The following is a 20,046-nucleotide window of genomic DNA, read 5'->3' as shown; positions in this document are numbered from 1 at the left end:
AGCCGTTGCCGCCGTCGGCGTCGCGGGGTCCTGAGCGGCGGTCAGACGGGCGCATCGGGAGGCGGCGGTAACCGTCCCTTGGCCGCGCGTTCACGGTGATCGCTTGCGGGCATGCCGGCGAACACAGAAGGTGTGGACACGGCGCGACCCGACCACCAGTAGGCGACGTGCCCGGCGACCACGGTCCCCGTGCGGGTGGACAGGGCCCGCTGGCGGTATATAGTGCGCCCGTGGTCGCCGCGGCGTCACGGAGAGCAATCCAGCCAGGCCAGGCACTGGCAGCCCGCATCGTCCGCACGCGCAGCGGCGCAGTCAGCGTTGGCCCGAGGTCATCGATCTCCTCCACGCGCACCAGAAGTCGAGGGAGTCCCCGACATACGCAGCCTCAGCCGGTCGCGCGGCGTCCGCGCAGCGCAGGCCGGACGCCACTCGGCCACGCGCACAAGGCACGGTCGAGCAGCCGCGCAGGGGCCCAGCGGCGAGCGGGAAGGAGCGCAGTACCACAGCGTCTGTCACCGCCGATCGCCCCACTCGCATCACCATGCCAGACGGCGCGCGGGCGGTGCACGCGACACGGTGAGCTCACACGGACGGTCTGGTACAGCTGCCTCCGGCCAGTCGGGGCTTCGACGCTCGGCACAACGGGTCACGCTGCGACCGCGGCAGCGAGGACGGACGACCAGCGTGGTGGACACGACGTCGGCGATCCTTGACTCGGACGCGTACCACGGGCGCTTGTTCCACCACTTAAGGGGCCAGCTCGACGGACGCCCAGGTCGAAGCCGGTCAGCGCCCTGCCAGCCGCACCCAGCGGGCGATGTCGTGCGTCGCACCGCAGACACCTCGTGCGCAGCGATTCCGACCAGGCGTGTCACGGGCGTATGAGTTCGGCACCGGCGGTCACAGTGAGCCGACCCAGTGGCATGGACAGACGGCGGGCGTCAGGACGGGGACGGGACGATGAGAGCGGCGGTGACACAGTCGGTGATGCGGGCGTAACTGACCGCATCATCTCTACGTATGGCGTGATGGACGTCGAGCGCCGCGATGTCGAGCTGCGGGTCGAGCCCGGCCGGCAGGTGGGCGAGCGCCGACAGGTAGTGCAGGACGTCGCGGACGGCGATGGGCTGGATCCGGTGTGGAGACACAGCGCGGGGTCACCATCGCGGGCAGGCGTCGGATGAGGTGGCGCAGCATCTCGAAGGAGGCGCCTCCCCGAGCCGATGATCACGGCGGCGCGCAGCTCGGCGGTGGGACGCCGCTGTTCGCGCAGGATGCGGCCGACTCGGCGCGCGAGCGCAGGTGTGGCGAGAGAGGCCGTCGGGGGCAGTGTGCGGGGACGAGGCCGCCGAGGTAGACGATGCGGCGCACCCCGGCCGCCGCGGCGGCGGCCCCGAACGCGCGGGCGGCCTCCCGGTCGGTGCCTCGAAGGTGGGCCCGGTGCCGAGCGAGTGGATCAGGTAGTAGGCGACGTCGACGCCGTCGAAGGCCCCGTCGAGGCTCTCGGGCCCGGTGACGTCGCCGGTGGCGTCTCCACCGGCGCCAGGGCTGGTCGCGCAGGCGGCCCGGGTCGCGGACCAGACAGCGGACGGTTGTGCCCGCGGGCGAGGAGCTCGGGCGCCAGCCGGCCCCGACTGTATGCGGTGGCTCCGCTGACCAGACAGCGCAGGGGGCCGCTCGGGTATACGCGTCCATGTCTCGGTCCTACCTACCGCACCGCGGGTCACGCTCTCACCGTGCATCGATTCGCCGCCGCGCACCGCACCTGGAGCGTTTGTGCAGCGAGTCCCGCCTTCGTGGTTGAGTCCCGCTAAACACTGCTTCCCGACGAATCGGCCGTTGATCATCTTCCGGTCGCGACGGGATCGTGGGGACGGGCCGGACACCCACACCCACCGATACTTCTGGAGAGGCTCATGAGCAGACGAACACCGGCACACCCCGCCCATCACGTACTTCGTCCACCAGTCGCGGGACGGTTACATCGAGGGCCCCGGCGGGGAGTTCGACTGGCCGGTCATGGGGCCGGAGATGTCGGCCCACTCCCGGCCTCACCGCCTCCGCCAGACCGTGTTCCTGTACGGCCGGGCCGTCTGGGAGCTGATGGCCGGCTACTGGCCGAAGGCCGAGGAGTACTCGACCGACGAGCACGACCTCGCCTTCGCCCCGATCTGGCGCGCGGCCCGGAAGGTGGTCGTCTCCACCACGCTGGAGCGGGCCGACTGGAACGCCCGGGTGATCGGCACCGACGTCCTCGAGGAGCTCAGCGCGCTCAAGGGCGACGGCGCGCACCCTGCTGCTCTTCGGCGGCTCGGCACTGGCCGCCCACCTCACCGAGCACGGGCTGATCGACGAGTACCAGGTCTTCGTCCACCCCGTCGTGCTCGGCGGCGGCAAGCCGGTCTTCCCCGGGGCCGCGCAAGCGCTTCGGGCTGGAGCTCGTCGAGTCCCGCGTACCCTCGACGGGCAGGTGGTCCTGCTGCGTCACCGGCCCGCCCGCGGCGCCGCGGCGGCCGGCCGTTGACGGGCCGCGGCGGGGGTGCCGGCGGCGTCCCGGGCCACCGCGTGGACGCCGCGCACCGTCGTGCGGCGGCGGACGTCCGTCTGGCCTGCCGGGACTGGACCGGGCCGCCCGGCCGTGACGTCCTGCTGCTGCACGGCCTGGCCGGCCCACGCGGGCGAGTGGGACCGGGTGGCCGCCACCCTGAGCCGCGCGGGGCGGGTGGTCGCGTTCGACCAACGCGGCACGGCCGCTCCACCCGCCGACCGGCCGAGGTGTCGCGGGCCGCGTACGTCGCCGACGTGGTGGCGGCGGTCGGCCAACTCGGCTGCGGCAGCCCCTGCTGGTCGGACAGTCGCTCGGTGGCCACACCGCGCTGCTCGCCGCCGCCGCACACCCGGGGCTGTTCGGCGGCCTGGTCCTGGTCGAGGCCGGGCCCGGGGGCCGCGCCCGGTGGCGCAGCAGGAGATCGCGGCCGTGCTGGACTCCTGGCCGGTGCCGTTCCCCTCCCCCGAGGCGGCCGCCCGGTTCTTCGGCGGCGGGGCGGTGGGCGCCGTGTGGGCGGACGGCCTGGAACCGCGGGACGGCAGCTGGTGGCCACGCTTCGACCGGGACGTGATGGTCGCCTCGCTCTCCGAGCTCGCCCACCGCTCGTACTGGGACGAGTGGACCGCGATCGACCGCCCCGCCCTGCTGGTGCTCGGCCAGCACGGCATCCTCCCGCCGGCCGAGATCACCGGCATGCTCCGCCGCCGCCCCGCCACCACCGCCGTCAGCGTCCCCGGCGCCGGCCACGACCTCCACCTCGAACACCCGGACCTGCTGGCCCGGTTGCTGGCTGATTTCGCCTCCGCACAAGCCGGCCGACATCCTCCCTCCATCTCCCGAGGAGATCCCCTTGACGACCACCACCTCCACCTCCACCTCCGTCATCTCCTCCGACGGCACCCTCATCGCCTGCTCCACCACCGGCACCGGACCGGCGGTCGTCATCGTCGACGGAGCCCTGTGTCACCGCGCCTTCGGGCCGGGCTCCGCCATCGCGGACCAGCTCGCCGCCCACCACACCGTCCACACCTACGACCGCCGCGGCCGCGCGGGGAGCGGCGACACCCAGCCGTTCGCCGTCGAGCGGGAGATCGAGGACCTCGCCGCGGTGATCGCCGCCGCCGGTGGCTCGGCCCACGTCGTCGCCCTGTCCTCCGGTGCCGCGCTGGCCCTGCGGGCGGCCACCCAGGGCGTCGGCATCGCCCGACTCGCCGTCTACGAGCCGCCGTTCAGCACCGACGACCTGCAGAGCGAGCGGTTCGACGCGTACCGGGGCGATCTGACGGCCGCCCTGGCCGACGGCCGGCGGGGGGACGCCGCGGTGCGGTTCATGACCTTCGCGGGGATGCCGCCGGAGGTGGCCGACGGCATGCGCAACGCCCCGGTGTGGCCGCTGTTCGAAGCCGTGGCGCCGACCCTGGCCCACGACGCCGAAGCCCTGGGCACGGGCGCCCGGGTACCGGCCGAGGCCCTCGCGCGGATCACCGCACCGGTCCTGGTCGTCGACGGCGGCGCCAGTCCGGAGTTGCTGCGCGCCGCGGCCCGCGCCGTCGAGGCGGCCGTCCCCGGCGCCCGGCGCACCACCCTGGAAGGCCAGACCCACGAGGTCGCCGCCGAGGTCCTGGCCCCCGCACTGCTCGCGTTCTTCGCCTGACGCCTGCCCCTCCCACCTGCTCCTCCCCTCGCACGGGCACCGTGACGGGTGCCCGTGCGGCGCCTCCCTGACCGACCACCAGCTCACGCACCGACAGAACGGGAACCACCACCGTGCCCCAGACACTGACCCCTCCGACGTCGACCACCCCCACCGTGCCGCCCCGCCCACCGGCCCCGCTCCTCCTGGTGGGCACCATCGCCGCCGGGCCGGTCTTCCTCGCCGCCAGCCTGGCCCAGGGCCTGACCCGGGAGGGCTTCGACTTCACCCGCAACGCCCTCAGCCAGCTCAGCCTCGGCGCGCTCGGCTGGATCCAGGTGGGCTTCTTCCTGCTCACCGGCCTGCTCGTCCTTGCGGGCGCCGCCGGGCTGCGGCACGCCCTGCGCGGCGGCCCCGGTGGCGTCTGGGCACCCCGGCTGATCGCCGTGTTCGGTCTCTCCTTCCTGATCGCCGGGGGTCTTCACCGCCGACCCCGGCGCCGGCTTCCCGCCCGGCACCACGGAGACCGGCACCGGCACGCTCAGTGGTCACGGCGCCGTCCACATGGTCGCGGGCACGGTCGGCTACCTCGCGCTCTGCGCCGCGTTCCCGGTGCTGGCCCGCGCGTTCGCGGCCCGGGGCGAGCGGGCCTGGGCGGTCACCACCCGCCTCGTCCCGGTGGCGGTGATCGCCGGGTTCGCCGCCTCGGCCGCCACCGTGGCGGCGTTCACCGCCGGGGCCGCGCTGGGCCTGCTCTGGCTCACCGCCGTCGGCTGCCGACTGCGGGCCACCACCCGGAGGTCATAATGATCACTTCGACAGCGGCCGACGGAGCGTCACGGGCAGGGTGGACCACACGACATGATCGAACGTCTGGAACTCGAGGCGTTCCTCACCCTCGCCGAGGAACTGCACTTCGGCCGCACCGCGGCCCGCCTCAACGTGACGACGGGCCGGATCAGCCAGACCGTCAAGGCACTAGAGCGGCGGATCGGCGCTCCACTGTTCGAACGGACCAACCGCGTGGTGCGCCTGACCGAGCTCGGCCACACCCTGGAGCAGGACCTGCGGCCCGGCTACGAACAGATCCAGGCCGGCCTCGACCGCGCCACCGCGACCGTCCGCCGGACCGGGGAGCAGCTGACGGTCGGTTACGTCGGGGCGGCGGCCGGGCAGGTGGCGCACCGGGCCGCGGACCTGTTCCCCCGGCACCGCCCCGGCTGCCGGGTCGAGGTCCGCGAGGCGCAGATCGCCGAAGCCCTCGGCCGGCTGCGCGCGGGAGACCTGGACGTGCTCCTGCTCAGCCTCCCGCTCACCGACCCGGACCTGGTCGTCGGCCCCGTGCTGCTCTCCGAACCACGGATGCTCGCCGTGCCCGCCGACCATCCGATCGCCCGTCAGACCCACGTCACCATGGAGGACCTGGCCCGGATCCCGCTGCTGCGGATCGCGGGCTCCCGGCCCGGGTCCTGGCTCGCCGACCGCCGCCCGTCCCGCACCCCGGGCGGCGAGGCGATAGCCGACGGCCCCCGGATCGAGACCTTCCAGGAGGCCCTCCAACTCATCGGCGCCGGCCTCGGCGCCGCCATCGTCGGGGCGCAGGTCACCCGGTTCTACAGCCGGCCCGACGTCGTCTGCGTCCCCTTCGCCGACGCGCCGCCGATCGAGTGGGCACCGGCCTGGCTCACCACCAACAACACCCCGCTGCTGCGCTCCTTCGCCCGCTCCGCCCAGCAGGCCGCCCACTCGCTCCACCCGGAGGGGGCGGGCAGCGCCGACACCCTGGCAGTCCCCGTGAGGCCGCCGGGCACGCTCACGGGACGATCAGGACCTTGCCGCGGATCAGGCCCGCCTCGCCGAGCCGGTGGACCTCTGCGAGCTCGGACAGCGGGCGGGCGGAGCTGATGTCGAGGCGGACCGCGCCCGCGTCGACGAGACCCACGAGCGCCGCCAGGTCCGCGACGTCGTTGCGGGCCACCAGGTGGACCGCGCTCACACCGGCGTCGTGCGACGGCTCGACCGGGGTCGCGACCGACACGATCCGCCCGCCCCGCCGCACCAGCGGCACCAAGGCCGCGGCGTCCGGCGGGCTCAGCGGCACCAGGTTGAACAGGACGTCCACCGGGCCGTCGAGCGCGTCGCCCAGCGGTCCGGCGGTGTGGTCGACGAGGCGGTCGGCCCCCCTGCCGCCGGACCGCCGCGGCACTGCGAGGACCGGCCGTGGCGGTGACCTCGGCGCCGGCGTACTTGGCGAGCTGGGTGACGAATCCGCCGACCCCGCCGCCCGCACCGTTGACCAGTACCCGCTGACCGGTGGTCACCTTCCCGTGCTCGAACACCGCCTGCCACGCCGTCAGGCCCGCGACGGGGAGCGCGGCGGCGTCGGCGAGCGGGACGGACCTCGGCGCTGCGGTCAGCAGGGCGGCGGGTGCCCGGACGTACTCGGCCGCCGCACCGCCGCCGTCCAGCCGTCCGACGACCCGGTCGCCCACGGCGATCCCCTCCGTGCCCGGGCCGGTCTCGACCACGGTGCCGGCGACGTCCCAGCCGAGCGCGTACGGGAGCTCCACCGGTAGGAACGCCTGCAGCAGTCCGGCGCGCAGCGCCGCCTCGGTGGGGTTGAAGGATCCGGCCGCCACCCGCAGCAGCACCTCGCCGAAGCCGGGGCGCGGTCGCGCGACGTGGTCGAGGCGGATCACCGAGGCGTCGCCGAACGCGTGGATGCGTGCGCGTCCACGGCACCCCGCCCGGCACCTACCGCAGGACCACCTGAGGAGCCGTCACCGGCCGTGCCCTCCACCCCGCCTGGGCGTGGGTCGGTCCCGGGGTCAGTCCCGGGCCTCGGCGTGGCGGGCGGCGTACCAGCTGGAGTCGACGGCGGGGTTGCTCAGAGTTCCCCAGAACCGGTCGTCGGGCATCGGCGGCAGCGGCTGTCCGCCCAGGTCGGCGTGGAGGTCCGCACGCCAGTCGACCGTGAGTCGGCTCCGGGTGGTCGCGCTCTCGTACACCGACCGGTAGGGCGAGCCCCAGATCCCGTGCACCATCTTCTCGGCGGCCCACCGGCGGGTGTCGTCCCGGTGCGCGCCCGCCTGCGCGACCACCGCGCGCAGGCGCAGGACCAGCGGGTCGAACTGCTCCGGCCGGGGCGGGACTTCACCCCGGTCCCACGCGTCCAGGGCCGCACCGACCTCCGGGTACTTGGCCAGGCCCGTCTCGACCGCCAGTCGGCGCAGCTGCTTGCGGGCGGCCTCCGCCACCCGCTCCGCCGGCACGACCGCGAGCAGCGAGCCGAGTTCCTCCAGGCCGTCCAGGTGGACGGCGTGCAGGAGGTCGGCGGGGCTGCAGGAGAGGTCCAGCTCCGGAAGCCGCTCGTCCGCTGCGGGCAGCGGATCGTCGGCACTGCCCCACTCGGGGTGGGCCGGCATCGCCGACTCCCAGAGCAGCCGGCCGTTGAACGTGACCACAACCGGCGTCCCGGCCGCGCTCCAGCCGGTCGGCCAGCTCCGCCAGGTACTCGCCGAGCGAACCGGCCCTGCCGAAAGCGGTACCGGTCTCGTCGAAGAACCGCCCGATCGCACCGAAGGTGTCCTGCCCGGTGCGGCAGTCGACGGTGAGGCCGTCCGCCGTGGCCTCGTAGGTGCCGAACTGGACGTAGCCACGGTGCCAGTAGCCTCCGGCCTCGTCCTCTTCGAGGTCCTCGTCGAGGTCCTCGGTGAGGTCCTCGGTGAGGTCGGCGGCGATGTCCCGGAGGAAGCGGGTCTTCTCGAGGATCCCGCTCACTCCCAGCAGGCGGTCGTCCGTGGGGAAGCGGAAGGCCTCCGGCCCCTCCTGCGCACCGTCGTGCCGGAGCAGTGAGGCGACCAGGTCCGGAGGGAAGGTGAGGCCCAACTCCTCCTGCGCCGCCGCGAGTTCCTCGTCCCCCGCGGGAGGCCGGAGGGACGCGAAGGTGCGAGGCGCGTGCTCGCGCAGCCACGCGTCGATTCGGCTCCACGACTCCCGGACCAGATCTGCTGTCATGGAACGCACTCTAGACAGGGGCGCCGACAGCTTGATCGGCACCCGCCCCGGACGGCGGATTCCGGGCTCCCCACACGGCCTACCCGCCGTACGCGGACGCGGGCTGCCGGGGAGGGGCGCAGGACGCTCCCCGTACCGGTCCGCCGTCGGTACGGGGGCGTGGGTCCGCGCCCGGCGGGTCAGCTCGTGGTGCCCCAGGTGTGGGCCACGTCGATCACCAGGCGGTTGTCGAGCTGGAAGACCCGGTACGGCAGCCGGTCCCGGACCCCGAGGCCGAACTGCGTCTCGCCCGCGTGCGACCCTCCGCCCCGCGCCTCCACGAACGTGGGGTAGCCCGTGAAAGTCGAGCCCGGGCAGCTTCTCCCCGGTGCGCATGGGGTAGGTCCGGTTCCAGTCGGCGTCGTAGGTGTTCGCCCAGACGACGATGTTCAGCACCTTGCCGCCCGCGACGGGGATCGGCTCGTCGCCGGTGCTCGTGCGGATCGGTGAATCCTGGTACTCGATCCGGTACTTGACCGGCTTGGCGGGCGACGATCCGGGCACGTCGACGACCATGCGGTCGAAGCAGGGGTGCGTACCGGTCCTGACGCCGGTCATGTACCGGTAGTCCTCGGCATCGGCCCCGCCCGCCTTGGCGAGGCTGCCCCAGCCGGTCTCGCACGCGGCGACGGCTGCGGCCGGTGCCGCCGCGGAGGCCGTCACCGGGATCACCGCCGCTCCGATCCCGGCCAGCACGAGTGCCATCGGTACAGCCGTCCAACGTCGCATCATCTGTCTCCCCGTCAGGTACGTCGATCGTTCGTTCGCCTGTACATACGCTCCGTCCGGCCTTGAGGTTGCACACGTACGACGATTTGTTCGCGGGGCCACCGACTCGGGCTTACAGGAGGATTGACGGGCCGTCAGCCCTCGGCCCTGGGCCGCCAGTCGGCGGCCCAGGCGTCGAGCCGGGCGAGGCGTTCGAGCAGGGACCGCCCCTGACCGGTGAGCAGGTAGCCCTCACCGGCGTGCTCGACGAGGTCGGCCTGTCCGAGCTCACGGAGCCGGACCGCCAGGACGCTCGAGGAGATGCCGTCGCAGCGCTGCTGGAGCTGCCGGAAACGTCGGCGTCGAGTCGTCCCGCAGCTCCCACAGGACCCGCAGCACCCAGCGCCGACCCAGGAGGTCGAGCAGCGCCATGATCGGGCGGGCCCGTCTGCGAGCCGCGGACCGGTCGGCCCGGGAGGGGTGTCGGTGCCATCTGCTTCCCTCGTTCGCTTCTCTTTCCGAAGCGCCAATGTTAGCGTGCCGCCATGCCTCTGAAATCGAAGCGCCCGCGCATCGAACCGCTCTCGCCGCCGTACGACGAGGAGGCCGCCGCAGCCCTCGGCCTCCTCGGGCCCTCCCCCATCCAGCTGTTCCGGGTGTGGGCGCGCCGGCCCGAGCTCGCCCGCTCCATCGCGGGCTGGGGAAGCTACTACTTCTCCCGGCGCTCCGCCCTGGACGCTCCGCCGGCGCGAGCTGGTCATCGACCGGACGACCGCGCTCTGCGGGAGCCGACTACGAGTGGGCCGTGCACGTCGCGGGCTTCGCCGAGAAGGCGGGGCTCGACGCCGCGCAGCTCGCCTCCCTCGCCACCCGGAACGCCGGCGGACGACTGCTGGACGCGGCGGACCGTGCGGTGCTCGAAGCCGTCGACGAGCTCCACACGACCTTCGACCTCTCCGACGAGGCGTGGGCGAGGCTGGTCGCCGTCGCCGACGAGGACGCCGCGCTCGAGCTGGTCCTGGTCTGCGGTTGGTACCACGCCGTCTCCTTCGCCGTCCGGGCGCTCCGGCTGCCCCTGGAGCCCGGCACCAGGCCGATCGCCGCGAAGTGATCCGGTGCCGGCCTGAGCGGAGGGAGTCCGCACGCGTCGCGGAGCCGGGCCCCGGTCGCGGGGCGCGGCCCGGCGATCCGTGCGGATCAGCAGGTACCGAGGTCCTGCCAGACGCCCCACTGGACCGGTGGTGCCGGGCTCCTCGCCCAGCGTCCACCACTTGGCGCTCCACCGGTGGCCCTTCCAGGAGACGGTGTCGCCACCGGTGTAGACCTGCGTGCCGGCCCCAGGGGGCGGTGGAGCACGCCGGGGCGGTGCCGGTCACGGTGAGCGTGTACGTCGCGGAGGACGTGGCCGAGGTGCCGGTCAGCGTGCCCTTGACCGTCAGCGGGTAGGTGCCGGGGGACGGCCGTGGACGCGGTCGACACCGACAGGGTGGCGCCGGCGCTCCCGCTGACCGAGGACGGGGTTGACACGAGGCGGTGACCCCTGCGGGAACGCCGGTGACCGCCATCGCGACGGGAGGTGTTCGAGCCGTTGTTGATGATGGCCGTGCTCACGGTCGCGGTGTGGTCGACGAACCGGCGGTCACCGTGCCCGAGGCCCGGGCTGAGCCGCACCTGGACGGCGGGCACCTGGGACACCCGACGCGGAGGGGCGACGGGAGGAGGTGGGGGCGGGCAGTGGGAGCCTGCCGCATGGACGGTGCCGGAGCCGGTGAGCGCCGCGCCGGCGAGGGCGGCGGCGGTGACGGCTTCCGGCGAGCAGGGCTCGGAGCGGTGCGCGAACGGGTCCGGCCATCGGGCCGCGCGCTCCCTTCGGAGGTGGGGACTTCGGCGGCCTGAGGCACTCCGGCCGGGTCACATCCTGCTGGTCTGGACCACCCGACTGTCAAGGGTGCCTCACCGAAAACGGCCTCGACGTGCGCGGCCCCGGGCCCTGACGGCGATCGTCCTCGCCCGTCAACTCGTGGCGGGCACGGCGCCGTTCTCGCGACGGGCGCGCGGCCAGCCGGCCGGAGAAAGAGCGGTACCCGCCGATCATCACCACGACCACGGCGGCCGTCTCGGCCGTGCCCCAGACCCAGGTCGAGGTGCTGACCTTCTTGGCCGGGAGCTTCGGGCAGCTTCTTTCGCCGGGATGTCGGTCGCGGACCGGCCTGGCCACGTCGGCCTGGTGGGCCTGGTTCCGGGCGGAGCCGTGGAGGAACGGCGCGACGAACAGCAGGGCCAGGCCGAGCAGCAACCTCGACGGCGATCACGGCCGGGAAGCGGCGCAGCAGCACGGTGATCAGGCGGCCCGCTGGTCGCCCTCCTCGCGCAGGCTTCGATGCGGGGGTGCAGCCAGAACTGGTTGAAGGCGCCGATCAGCAGCATCCGCCGAAGATGAGGATCTTGACGCCGAGCACCCGGCCGTACATGGTGCTCAGCAGCTGGGAGAGCCCGTCCACGTGCGCCCAGTAGAGGAACAGCCCGGACAGGGTGATGGCGGCGACGCAGGCCATCGCGGCGACCGAGAAGCGCCGGATGACGGCCGACCAGAAGGCACGGCGCCCGGCGCCGTTGACGACCGCGGGGAGTGCGAGCAGCAGCAGCCCGAGCAGGCCCCCGATCCAGACGCCGCCGCCCTGGAGGTGCAGCTGCCAGACCACGGCGTCGAAGGTGCCCCCGCCCCGGTCTGCCGGTGCCTGCGAGGGGAACTTGGTGGCGCCGAGCGCGACCGCGGCGCAGAGCAGGGCCGCGGACAGCAGCGGGCCGCGCGCCCGGCCGGCCGCGATCGAACGCACCGTCAGCGGGGCGGCCAGCAGGGCGCCGAGCAGGGAGGAGGTGACCTCGATGCCGGACAGGCGGCCCTTGTTGCTGCCGTCGAAGAGCGAGCTCCAACGCCTTCGCGTAGTCGTAGCCGTGGCTCGGCGAGGCGGGCGTGCGCCAGCTCGGTCAGCACGGCGGGCACGGCCAGCACCCCGACGACCACCGCAGCCAGGGCCAGGCGTCCGGTGACGGCGGGCGCGGAGTCGGCGGCGTTGCGGACGGCGGCGGGGACGGCGGCGAGCAGCGCGAGGGCCAGCAGGCCGACCGCCGCCATCAGGGTCACCCACACCGCCCAGTTCACCGCGCTGTCGGCGAAGGGGCCGAGGGGGGTGGACGGTACGGCGCCGGCCAGCGGCGCGTGGGCATGCGGAAGCGACAACGGGGCCACGGGGCCCTCCTTGGGTGGTGAGGTGTGGAGGAACGCGACAGGCCGCACCGGCCGGGTGAGGAGCGGGGAGATGCCGGGGCGGTGCGGCCTGCTGGTGACGGGCTCGGAGAGTGGGTGAGTGGGGCTCTCCGAGCCGGGGTTACGCGGGTTGGTCCTGCGTCGGCGCCGCAGCGGGACGGGGCGCGGGGGAGCTCGCCGGACGGACGAACCAGGCGAGCGTGGGCAGCAGGTAGCCGGCCCAGACGACCAGTTGGAGCACCGTCGGGTCGGGCTGGAAGTTGAACACGCCCTTGAGCAAGGTCCCGTACCAGCTGTCCTTGGGGACGGTGGAGCTGATGTCGAACGCCACGCTGTGCAGCCCGGGAAGCAGCCCGGCCTCCTGGAGGTCGTGGACGCCGTACGCGAGCACGCCGGCCGCGACGACCACCAGCATGGCGCCGGTCCAGGTGAAGAACTTGGCCAGGTTGATCCTCAGCGCGCCGCGGTAGAACAGCCAGCCGAGCAGGACCGAGGTGAGCAGGCCGAGCGTGGCGCCGACGAGCGGGCGCACGCCGTCATCGGTGGCGGCGACGGCGGACCAGATGAACAGGGCCGTCTCCAGGCCCTCGCGGCCCACCGCCAGGAAGGCGGTGGTGACCAGGGCGAAGGTGCCCATCGCGATGGCCGCGTCCAGCTTGCCGTGCAGCTCCGCCTTGAGGTGCCGGGCGGTGCGGCGCATCCAGAACACCATCCAGGTGACCAGGCCGACGGCGACGATCGACAGCGTGCCGCCGACCGTCTCCTGAGCCTCGAAGGTCAGCTGGCTGGAGCCGAACTGGAGCGCCGCGCCGAAGGCCATGCTGATCAGCACGGCGGCGGCGATCCCCGCCCACACCGGCGCGAGGCGGTCCCGGCGCCCGGTCTTGACCAGGTAGGCGATCAGGATGCAGACCACGAGGCCGGCTTCCAGGCCCTCGCGCAGTCCTATCAGGTAGTTGCGAACACGGCGTTCTCCTTGAGGAGTTGACGGGGGCTCAGTTGACGACGGTCGCGGCGGCGAGCTTGGAGAGCGGCTCGGCCAGGGCGTTGACGGCGTCCGAGAAGGCCTGCGCTCGGTGTCGGCCGACCTTGTCGTAGGAGGTCCAGGTACCGCCCTGGTTGTACTTGGCGAGCAGGGTGTTCAAGCGCGGCGAACTCCTGGTCCAGGGTCTTGGCCAGCTCCGCGTCCTTCTCCGCGACGACCGGCTTGAGCAGCTCGTACGCCTTCAGCGCACCCTCGACGTTGGCGTTGAAGTCCACCAGGTCGGTGTGGCTGAACGCCTCCTCCTCACCGGTGACCTTGCCGGTGGCGACCTCGTCCAGCAGCTCCTTGGCGCCGTTGGCCATCGAGGTGGCGGTGATCTCGGCGGTGCCGACCACCTTCTGCCACTCCGTCAAGTCCGCCACCAGCTGGTCGGCCAGCTTCTTGTCCTCGTCGGTGATCTGCCGTCGGCCCAGAGCGACTTCTCCAGCTTGTGCCAGCCCGTCCACTCCTGGCCCGGCTCCAGGCCGTCCTCGCGGACGTCCGTCTTCGGGTCGATGTCGCCGAAGCTCTCGGCCACCGGCTCGGTGCGCTCCCAGCCCACCCGGGAGGGGGCGTAGGCGGCCTTGGCGGCCTCCAGGTCGCCCGCCTTCACGGCGTCGGCGAACTTCCGCACCAGCGGCATGGTGGCGTCGGCCTGCTCCTGCACGTACGTGCGGTAGGCGGTGACCGCCGCGGTCAGGCGCGGGTCGCTCTTGGCCTGGGCCGCGTCACCGGTGACGGTGATCTTCTGGCGGATGCCGTCACCGACCATGCCCGGCTTGCAGGCCACCTCGTACTCGCCGGCCTTGATCTCGGCGGTGATGGTGGCCTGGTGCCCGGGCCGATGTTCTCCCGCTCGGTGACGATCTTGTCGCCCCGCCGCGTAGACGTAGACCTCGGTGGTCTTCGAACCCTTGTTGGTGACCGAGAAGTTGACCGGACCGGCCGGGAAGGTGGTCTTCGACAGCTCGCAGGCGGAGTCGGTGGCGTTCACCTGCACCGCGCCGTCCGAGGAGACGTCCTTCTTCTGCTCGGTGCACGCGGTCAGCGCGACTCCGGCCACGGCGACGGTGAGCAGCGCGGCGAGGTGCGAACGGCGGACGGACATCAAGAGACTCCACGGGTGGATGGGCATCGAGAAACGAGCAGGTCGCCGCCCGCGAGGGCGACATTAGGTTAGGCGTACCTTAGTTCAGGAATCGGCCATCCGTCTACATCGACGTAGTCACCACACGATCCACCCGGGCGTACCCACGGACGAGGAGTGGTTGGCTACCGGCAGGCGAAGGGGCTTGAGTCTCCATCAGGGGGAGACACGAAGGTGGGGGCATGGACGGCGACACGCTCTACTCGATCGGCGAGCTCGCTCGGCGGACCGGTCTCACGGTCAAGACCATCCGGTTCTACTCCGATCGCGGAATCGTGGCGCCGACCGACCGCAGCCCGGCCGGCTACCGCCGCTACACCATCGACGCCGTCGCACGCCTGGACCTCGTACGGACCCTGCGCGAGCTGGGACTGGACCTCCCCACGATCCGCAAGGTCGTGGACCGCGAGCTCGCGCTCCCCGCAGTCGCCGCGGCGCACGCCGAAGCACTGGCCGTGCAGATCCGCGTCCTCAGCCTGCGACGCGCGGTGCTGACGGCGGTGGCCGAGCGCGGGTCCACACCCGAGGAGACGGAACACATGCACCGACTGGCCCAGCTCTCCGAGGACGGACGCCGACGTCTGATCGGCGACTTCCTCGACGCCGTCTTCGGCGGTCTCGACGCCGCCCCCGCGTTCGCGGGAGCCATGCGCTCGATGACCCCCGAACTGCCCGACAACCCGGAGGAGGAACAGGTCCAGGCCTGGGTGGAGTTGGCCGAACTGTCCCTGGACCCGGACTTCCGCGCCGCCGTGCGATTGATGGCCGAGGAGCAGGCAGCCGAGCAGGCCCTCGGCGGCACGACGATCCCGCGCCGCGACATCGCCGCAGCCGTCCGCGACCAGGTCGGCCCGGCCCTGACGGCCGGCATCGACCCGGCCTCGCCCCGGGCCGATCCGATCGTGGCGGCGTTCACGGCGCACTACGCGCACCTCCTCGGCCGCCCGGACGACGTCGAGCTCCGCCGGCGGCTGGTGACTCGGCTGGAGAGCGTGAACGACCCCCGCCGGGAGCGGTACCTCCGGCTCCTCGCGGTGGTCAACGGCTGGTCGGCCCCGGAGAGTCTGGCACCGGTGCTCGACTGGTCCGTCCAGGCCCTGCGCGCCCGGACACGGCAGTGACGGTTCGGCTGCCCGGGGCCGTGTGCCGGCGGTTCCCTCGACGGCCGGTGCGCGAAGTGAGCCCAGGCTCACCACACCTGCGTCCCCATCGGCGGTCAGCGAGCCCGGATCACCTCGGCGGCGAGTTCGACGTACTCGTGGAGGCCGTAGGCGACGGCGACGGCCGCGACGGCACACGTGACCACCGCCAGGACGAGGCCGAGGGCGGAGGCCCGGGCGGAGGCGGCCTCGGGCCGCACCGGCACCGGACCGAGAAGGGCCTCGACCCGCTGCGGCACCGGCCCGCTGCTCACCGCGAGCAGCGGGCCGCGCCGGGACTTGGCCGCACTTCCGGCCAGGGCCGCGCGGGCGATCACGGCGGCGGCCAGGCGGCGGTCGCCGACCTCGCGGGCCGCCGCCTCGTCCGCCCACCGCTCCAGGTGGAAGTCCAGCACCGGGCGCAGTGAGCGCAGGGCGGGGTGGACGGCGGCGGCCAGGTAGACGGTGACGGAGAGCAGGTGGGTGGCGGCCGGCGAGGTGGGCCCGCTCGTGGGCGACGAGGACCTCGCGCTCCTCCTCGCCGAGCGCCCGGAGCATGGCGCGGGTGACGACGATCGCCCCGGGGCGGCGGCGCCGGCCGGGCAGGGCGAAGGCGTCGGGGCCCTCCCCCGGCACCACGAGCAGCCCGCCGTCCGCTTCGGCGTCCGCGGCGTCGGCCCAGGCGCGGGCCAGCAGGGAGCGGTGCTCGAACCAGCGGCGGACGACCAGGACGAGCTGGGCGGCCATGACGGCCGCGGCGAGCACGGCGACCGGCAGGGCGGCGGGCCACTCGGTGGTGACCTGGGCGAGGGTGAGCCGTTCCAGACCGGCGAGGAAGGGGACGTGGGCGAGGCCGAACAGGGCCGCGCCGGTGCCGCCGGCGGCCAGCACGGCCGCCGAGACGATCGCCGCGCAGGCCTCCTTCGGGGGCAGGGCGGCGGCGAGGCGGCGCGCCGCGGCGACGACGATCCAGGGGAATGCCAGTGCCGCGACGACCAGGAGCAGGACCAGCGTCACGAGCCCTCCCGCACGGGGTTCTCGGCCTGCCGGAGCAGGCGGCGCAGCACGTCCTCGTCGTCGCCGGAGAGGGAGGAGACGAAGCGCTGCAGGACGAGGTCGCGGTCGGCTCCGGCGTCGAGCTCGCGGCGCATCCGGCCGGCGACGAGGCCGGCGGCGTCATCGGCCGCCGCGTAGGCGTAGCCGCGGCCGGAGCGCACCCGGGTCAGGGTGCCCTTCTCGTGGAGGCGGATGAGGATGGTGCCCACGGTGGTGCGGGCCAGGTCGCGGTCGAGTGCGGCGTTGACCTGCTGGGGCGTCATCGGGGCGTCGGCGGCCCACAGGACGGCCATCACGTCGGCGACGAGCTCGCCGTGCGGGCGCCTGGCCTCCGGACTGTCGTGCTCCATGTCGCTCCCATCCTGCTCCCCCGGCCGCCCGGGTGGTCCCGGGCCGATCACTTAGGTGTGCCTTTCCAAACCTTACGGGCACCGGGGGTGGCCGCCCAACAGTCCCCGTCGGGCGGCTCGCCGACCGCGGGAGGGAGTTGGCCTGCGCACGAGGTTTGTGTCTACATTGATGTAGACAACCGTGGACGGCAGCGCCGCCCCCGAGGAGAGGCGCATGCCCATGCCCGACCCTGCCCACTTCCTGGCCGTGAACGTCCTGGACGCGAGCTCACCGCTGGCCGCGTTCGGCGCCCTGGGCATCGCCGTGGTGCTGTTCGCCGGCTCCTCCGTTCCCAATGTCGACCGCCACCTCCTGCCGATCGTCGCCGCCGTCGTCGTCGTCTCCCTGGCACCGCTGGCCCTGGAACTGCTGCGCTCGCGCAAGACCGCGCAGGCCGCTCAGGCCTCGAAGGCCGGTGCCCGGTGACCGGCACCCTGCTCGCGCTGGACGGCTCGCGGGTCGACGGGTCGCTGTACCTGGACGTCACCGCGCTCGCGCACCGCGCGCCGTACGCGGTCGGCGAGACGGTGGCCGCCTGGTCGGCGTACGGACTCGTGGTCTTCGCCGTGCTGATGCTCATCGGCTGGTGGCGGGCCCGCCGGGCCGCCGCGCCGGTGATGGCCGTCGCGCTCGCCGCGCCGGTGATCGTGGGTGGCGGCCTTCGCGCTGGACACCGCGCTGAAGTCGGTGCTGCGCGAGCCCAGGCCCTGCCATGTGCTCCCCGCCAGGGCGACCCTCGAAGCGTGCCCGGCGGCCGGGGACTGGTCCCTGCCCAGCAACCACACGGTGATCGCCTTCGCCGCCGCCGCGGTGCTGTGGCGCTGCGACCGCCGGCTCGGCGCCCTCGCGGGCCTGGCCGCCGTGGCGATGGGGGTCTCCCGGGTCTTCGTCGGCGTGCACTACCCGCACGACGTCCTGGCCGGAGCCCTGATCGGCACCGCCCTCGGCCTGCTGCTGGCCGGTGCCGCCCGCCTCGGCGCACCGCTCGTCACCACGCTGCGCTCCGGCCGACTGCGCACCCTGGTCAGCGCATGACCGCCCGGGCGGCGCGGCTGCGCCGGTGGGCTCCCGCGCTGCTCGCGCTGGACGCTGTTCGCAGCCTTGACCACCGTGCTCGCCGCACGGGGGTTCGCCCCGCTGCCCGGGGAGGCCGAGCTGCACCGGTGGGCGGTCGGTCACCGTCCCGGGTGGTCGGTGCACCTGGCGGTGGCCGTCACCTTCCTCGGCACCGGCGTCCCGCCCTACCTGGCCGCCGCGGCGGCCGGCCTGCTCCTCTCCCGCCACCGGCCTGACACGGCCGACACCCGGGCCCGACTGGTCACCGCGCTCGCGCCGGTGCTCGTGCTGGCCGGCGGGCAGCTGGTCCGCCACGGCCTGATGTGGCTCTTCGCGCGGCCCCGGCCGCCGGTGGCGGACTGGGTCGCGGCCCACCCGAGCGGCTACGCCTACCCCTCCGGGCACGCCTTCACCTCCGCCGTCGCCGCCGGGCTGCTCGCCTGGGCCCTGCTGACCACCGTGCGCGCCGGGCGCGGTGTCCCCCTGGCCGCAGCCGTGATCGGCACCGCCGCCGGGGTGGGGCTCACCCGCATCCACCTCGGCGTCCACTGGCCCGCCGACGTCCTCGGCGGCTGGCTGCTCGCCGCGTTCTGGCTGGCGCTGCTCCTGCCCTCCCTCCGCCCGGGCGCCTCCATCGCACCCCCGGCCCCGGCCGTAGCCCCGGAGGCCGCACCGCCGCCCGGCACTAGACTCCGACAGCGGTCTACGGTGATGTAGTCATACGGAGGAAGCGAGGAGCCCGGTGAACGACGCGACGCGACGCCCGGCCGGCGAGCTGGAAGCCGCCGTCCTGGCCGCCCTGTGGGCCGCCGAGCGCCCGCTCACCCCGACCGAGCTCCAACACGCCCTCCCCGCCGGACTCGCCCGCACCACCGTCGCCACGATCCTCGCCCGCCTGCACGACAAGGGCACCGTCCACCGCACCCGCCAGGGCCGCGCGTTCACCTACCGCCCCTGCCGTCGAGGATCCGGCCGCCCTCTCCGCCCGGCGCATGCACTCCGAACTCGACAAGGGGACGGACCGCACCGGCACCCTGGCCCGCTTCATCTCCCAGCTCAGCCCCGACGACGAGGACCTCGTCCCGCGCCCTCCTCACCGCCTCCTCCGACCCGCAGGACCGCGATGACCTGGCGGTCTGGGCTCCGCTGCTCGCCCCGTGGCTCATCACCCCGCTCGCGCGGCGCCTGGCCGCGCTCCTCGCACCGCGCACCGCCGCACTCCTGCTGACCGTCACGGCGCACTCGCCGGCGCCCTGTCCACCGCCGCGCTCGCCTGCTCGCCCTCAGCGCGCTGCTGCACTCCCCCTCCTCGCCGCCCTCGGCCACCTCTCCCGCCCCTGCTCCCTGACGGGCCCGTCACCCTCGCCCTCGGCTGGCCGCCCTTCCCGCCTGCCCGCGGCCGGGCGCCACCGTGCGAGCCGTCCGCCGTCGCGCGCCCGCCCGATCCCGCCGAACTCCGCGCGGCCCGCCGGGCCGGCGACCTGGTCGTCCTGCTGCGACGAGTGCGGACGCCTTCGCCCTCCCCGGCCGCCCCGGCCTCGTGGTCGTCACCTCCGGCATGCTCCGTGCCCTCACCACGACGAGCAGCCGTCCTGCTCGCCCACGAACGCGCCCACCTCGCCGGCCGGCACCACCTGCTGACCCTGGTCACCGACCTCGCCGTTCTGCTCCACCCGGCCGTACGAGGGCTGCGCGCACCGCTGGCCCTCCACGCCGAACGCTGGCCGACGAGGTCGCCGCCGCCACCGTGGGAGACCGCCGCCTCACCCGCCCGGGCATCGGGACAGCCGCCTCGCCCCGTCCCGTCCGCCGTCCGCCCCGCCCCGCCTTCGCCGCCACCGCCGGCCCGTCCCCCTCCGCATGCAGGCCCTCCTCCAGCCCCCCGCCCCGTCCCCGGGCCTGGCCCGCCGCGCCGGGGCCGCACTGCTGCTCTGCCTGCTGGCCACCGCCACGTCCACCGCCGAGGCCACCCACGACCTCCACGAGGACATCGAGACCGCCCAGAGCACCTCGGCCCCCGT

Annotated in this window: 22 protein-coding genes and 8 pseudogenes; 12 read left to right on the top strand and 18 right to left on the bottom strand. The window is 74.1% G+C overall.

Annotated features, from left to right (window positions below; all coding sequences use genetic code 11):
* Positions 1 to 941: 941 nt before the first annotated feature.
* Positions 942 to 1,148, bottom strand: a complete 207-nt coding sequence (locus tag ABD946_RS28990; RefSeq protein WP_345288461.1) for a hypothetical protein — start codon at positions 1,146 to 1,148, stop codon at positions 942 to 944.
* Positions 1,149 to 1,947: 799 nt separating this feature from the next.
* Here ABD946_RS28990 and ABD946_RS28985 point away from each other — a divergent pair.
* Together ABD946_RS28985 and ABD946_RS28980 are read left to right on the top strand one after the other, a co-directional pair.
* A pseudogene (locus ABD946_RS28985) lies at positions 1,948 to 2,187 on the top strand (dihydrofolate reductase family protein); the annotation flags it as partial.
* Positions 2,188 to 2,293: 106 nt separating this feature from the next.
* Complete coding sequence (locus tag ABD946_RS28980) at positions 2,294 to 2,524, top strand: dihydrofolate reductase family protein (RefSeq protein ID WP_345288497.1); 231 nt, start codon at positions 2,294 to 2,296, stop codon at positions 2,522 to 2,524.
* On the opposite strand, the gene ABD946_RS28975 is transcribed toward ABD946_RS28980, so the two are convergent.
* Complete coding sequence (locus tag ABD946_RS28975; protein WP_345288459.1) at positions 2,485 to 2,748, bottom strand: hypothetical protein; 264 nt, start codon at positions 2,746 to 2,748, stop codon at positions 2,485 to 2,487. The two genes, ABD946_RS28980 and ABD946_RS28975, sit on opposite strands and share 40 nt — an antisense overlap.
* Before the next feature lie 80 nt (positions 2,749 to 2,828).
* Here ABD946_RS28975 and ABD946_RS43035 point away from each other — a divergent pair, with 80 nt between their 5' ends.
* The 4 genes and pseudogenes from ABD946_RS43035 (at position 2,829) to ABD946_RS28960 (ending at position 6,086) form a co-directional block, all read left to right on the top strand.
* Positions 2,829 to 3,119, top strand: coding sequence for an alpha/beta hydrolase-fold protein (locus ABD946_RS43035; RefSeq protein WP_425558727.1), 291 nt, complete (start codon positions 2,829 to 2,831; stop codon positions 3,117 to 3,119).
* A 279-nt stretch (positions 3,120 to 3,398) separates the two neighbouring features.
* On the top strand, positions 3,399 to 4,202 hold the full coding sequence (locus tag ABD946_RS28970; RefSeq protein ID WP_345288457.1) for an alpha/beta fold hydrolase: 804 nt from the start codon (positions 3,399 to 3,401) through the stop codon (positions 4,200 to 4,202).
* Positions 4,203 to 4,315: 113 nt separating this feature from the next.
* Positions 4,316 to 4,988, top strand: a pseudogene (locus ABD946_RS43030) (DUF998 domain-containing protein).
* Between the two features lie 54 nt (positions 4,989 to 5,042).
* The gene (locus tag ABD946_RS28960; protein ID WP_345288456.1) at positions 5,043 to 6,086 is read left to right on the top strand and encodes a LysR family transcriptional regulator; all 1,044 of its coding nucleotides are present in this window, start codon (positions 5,043 to 5,045) and stop codon (positions 6,084 to 6,086) included.
* On the opposite strand, the gene ABD946_RS28955 is transcribed toward ABD946_RS28960, so the two are convergent.
* The 7 genes and pseudogenes from ABD946_RS28955 to ABD946_RS28920 all read right to left on the bottom strand — a co-directional run bounded on the left by ABD946_RS28955 (position 5,995) and on the right by ABD946_RS28920 (position 9,706).
* Positions 5,995 to 6,387, bottom strand: coding sequence for a zinc-binding dehydrogenase (locus ABD946_RS28955; protein ID WP_345288454.1), 393 nt, complete (start codon positions 6,385 to 6,387; stop codon positions 5,995 to 5,997). The genes ABD946_RS28960 and ABD946_RS28955 overlap by 92 nt on opposite strands.
* Before the next feature lie 256 nt (positions 6,388 to 6,643).
* A pseudogene (locus ABD946_RS43025) lies at positions 6,644 to 6,820 on the bottom strand (alcohol dehydrogenase catalytic domain-containing protein); the annotation flags it as partial.
* A gap of 189 nt (positions 6,821 to 7,009) precedes the next feature.
* Positions 7,010 to 7,645: a hypothetical protein gene (locus tag ABD946_RS28940; protein ID WP_345288501.1), complete on the bottom strand. Its 636-nt coding sequence runs from the start codon at positions 7,643 to 7,645 to the stop codon at positions 7,010 to 7,012.
* A gap of 97 nt (positions 7,646 to 7,742) precedes the next feature.
* Positions 7,743 to 8,048: pseudogene (locus ABD946_RS28935) on the bottom strand (SMI1/KNR4 family protein); the annotation flags it as partial.
* A 329-nt stretch (positions 8,049 to 8,377) separates the two neighbouring features.
* The gene (locus ABD946_RS28930; RefSeq protein ID WP_345288450.1) at positions 8,378 to 8,518 is read right to left on the bottom strand and encodes an AMIN-like domain-containing (lipo)protein; all 141 of its coding nucleotides are present in this window, start codon (positions 8,516 to 8,518) and stop codon (positions 8,378 to 8,380) included.
* A 109-nt stretch (positions 8,519 to 8,627) separates the two neighbouring features.
* A pseudogene (locus tag ABD946_RS43020) lies at positions 8,628 to 8,753 on the bottom strand (hypothetical protein); the annotation flags it as partial.
* A gap of 347 nt (positions 8,754 to 9,100) precedes the next feature.
* Positions 9,101 to 9,706: a winged helix-turn-helix transcriptional regulator gene (locus tag ABD946_RS28920; protein ID WP_345288447.1), complete on the bottom strand. Its 606-nt coding sequence runs from the start codon at positions 9,704 to 9,706 to the stop codon at positions 9,101 to 9,103.
* A gap of 44 nt (positions 9,707 to 9,750) precedes the next feature.
* Between ABD946_RS28920 and ABD946_RS28915 the strand changes: the two genes are divergently transcribed.
* Positions 9,751 to 10,056, top strand: coding sequence for a carboxymuconolactone decarboxylase family protein (locus ABD946_RS28915; protein WP_345288445.1), 306 nt, complete (start codon positions 9,751 to 9,753; stop codon positions 10,054 to 10,056).
* Positions 10,057 to 10,887: 831 nt separating this feature from the next.
* On the opposite strand, the gene ABD946_RS28910 is transcribed toward ABD946_RS28915, so the two are convergent.
* The 5 genes and pseudogenes from ABD946_RS28910 to efeO all read right to left on the bottom strand — a co-directional run bounded on the left by ABD946_RS28910 (position 10,888) and on the right by efeO (position 14,345).
* A complete protein-coding gene (locus ABD946_RS28910; protein ID WP_345288444.1) occupies positions 10,888 to 11,241 on the bottom strand; it encodes a hypothetical protein in 354 nt (117 codons plus the stop codon).
* 121 nt (positions 11,242 to 11,362) lie between these two features.
* A complete protein-coding gene (locus ABD946_RS28905; RefSeq protein ID WP_345288442.1) occupies positions 11,363 to 11,782 on the bottom strand; it encodes a CopD family protein in 420 nt (139 codons plus the stop codon).
* A 2-nt stretch (positions 11,783 to 11,784) separates the two neighbouring features.
* Positions 11,785 to 12,195 carry a hypothetical protein gene (locus tag ABD946_RS28900; protein WP_345288440.1) on the bottom strand — a complete coding sequence of 137 codons (411 nt, stop codon included), beginning with the start codon at positions 12,193 to 12,195 and terminating at the stop codon, positions 11,785 to 11,787.
* Between the two features lie 139 nt (positions 12,196 to 12,334).
* A complete protein-coding gene (gene efeU / locus ABD946_RS28895) occupies positions 12,335 to 13,129 on the bottom strand; it encodes an iron uptake transporter permease EfeU (protein ID WP_345288438.1) in 795 nt (264 codons plus the stop codon).
* A 32-nt stretch (positions 13,130 to 13,161) separates the two neighbouring features.
* Positions 13,162 to 14,345, bottom strand: a pseudogene (efeO, locus tag ABD946_RS28890) (iron uptake system protein EfeO).
* Between the two features lie 221 nt (positions 14,346 to 14,566).
* Between efeO and ABD946_RS28885 the strand changes: the two are divergent.
* Positions 14,567 to 15,505 (top strand): MerR family transcriptional regulator, encoded by a 939-nt coding sequence (locus ABD946_RS28885; protein ID WP_345279680.1) that lies wholly within the window; start codon positions 14,567 to 14,569, stop codon positions 15,503 to 15,505.
* 95 nt (positions 15,506 to 15,600) lie between these two features.
* Here ABD946_RS28885 and ABD946_RS28880 read toward each other — a convergent pair whose 3' ends face one another.
* From ABD946_RS28880 to ABD946_RS28870, 3 genes and pseudogenes are all read right to left on the bottom strand, one after another.
* Positions 15,601 to 15,939, bottom strand: a complete 339-nt coding sequence (locus ABD946_RS28880) for a hypothetical protein (RefSeq protein WP_345288436.1) — start codon at positions 15,937 to 15,939, stop codon at positions 15,601 to 15,603.
* A gap of 127 nt (positions 15,940 to 16,066) precedes the next feature.
* A pseudogene (locus ABD946_RS28875) lies at positions 16,067 to 16,270 on the bottom strand (M56 family metallopeptidase); the annotation flags it as partial.
* 266 nt (positions 16,271 to 16,536) lie between these two features.
* On the bottom strand, positions 16,537 to 16,929 hold the full coding sequence (locus ABD946_RS28870) for a BlaI/MecI/CopY family transcriptional regulator (protein WP_345279676.1): 393 nt from the start codon (positions 16,927 to 16,929) through the stop codon (positions 16,537 to 16,539).
* 214 nt (positions 16,930 to 17,143) lie between these two features.
* On the opposite strand from ABD946_RS28870, the gene ABD946_RS28865 reads away from it, so the two are divergent.
* From ABD946_RS28865 to ABD946_RS28850, 4 genes and pseudogenes are all read left to right on the top strand, one after another.
* On the top strand, positions 17,144 to 17,395 hold the full coding sequence (locus tag ABD946_RS28865) for a hypothetical protein (protein ID WP_345279674.1): 252 nt from the start codon (positions 17,144 to 17,146) through the stop codon (positions 17,393 to 17,395).
* Positions 17,396 to 17,620: 225 nt separating this feature from the next.
* A complete protein-coding gene (locus ABD946_RS28860) occupies positions 17,621 to 18,004 on the top strand; it encodes a phosphatase PAP2 family protein (RefSeq protein ID WP_345288435.1) in 384 nt (127 codons plus the stop codon).
* A gap of 75 nt (positions 18,005 to 18,079) precedes the next feature.
* Entirely contained in the window at positions 18,080 to 18,742 is a 663-nt protein-coding gene (locus ABD946_RS28855) for a phosphatase PAP2 family protein (RefSeq protein WP_345288496.1), read from the top strand.
* Between the two features lie 25 nt (positions 18,743 to 18,767).
* Positions 18,768 to 19,152, top strand: a pseudogene (locus ABD946_RS28850) (BlaI/MecI/CopY family transcriptional regulator).
* A gap of 444 nt (positions 19,153 to 19,596) precedes the next feature.
* Here the strand turns inward: ABD946_RS28850 and ABD946_RS28845 are convergent.
* The gene (locus ABD946_RS28845) at positions 19,597 to 19,737 is read right to left on the bottom strand and encodes a hypothetical protein (protein WP_345288433.1); all 141 of its coding nucleotides are present in this window, start codon (positions 19,735 to 19,737) and stop codon (positions 19,597 to 19,599) included.
* Between the last annotated feature and the right edge of the window lie 309 nt (positions 19,738 to 20,046).

This window comes from Kitasatospora albolonga (genome assembly GCF_039535905.1).
Lineage (GTDB): Bacteria > Actinomycetota > Actinomycetes > Streptomycetales > Streptomycetaceae > Kitasatospora > Kitasatospora albolonga.
Note: the sequence above shows the minus strand (reverse complement) of the source record. Positions and strands in the feature narration are given on the sequence as shown.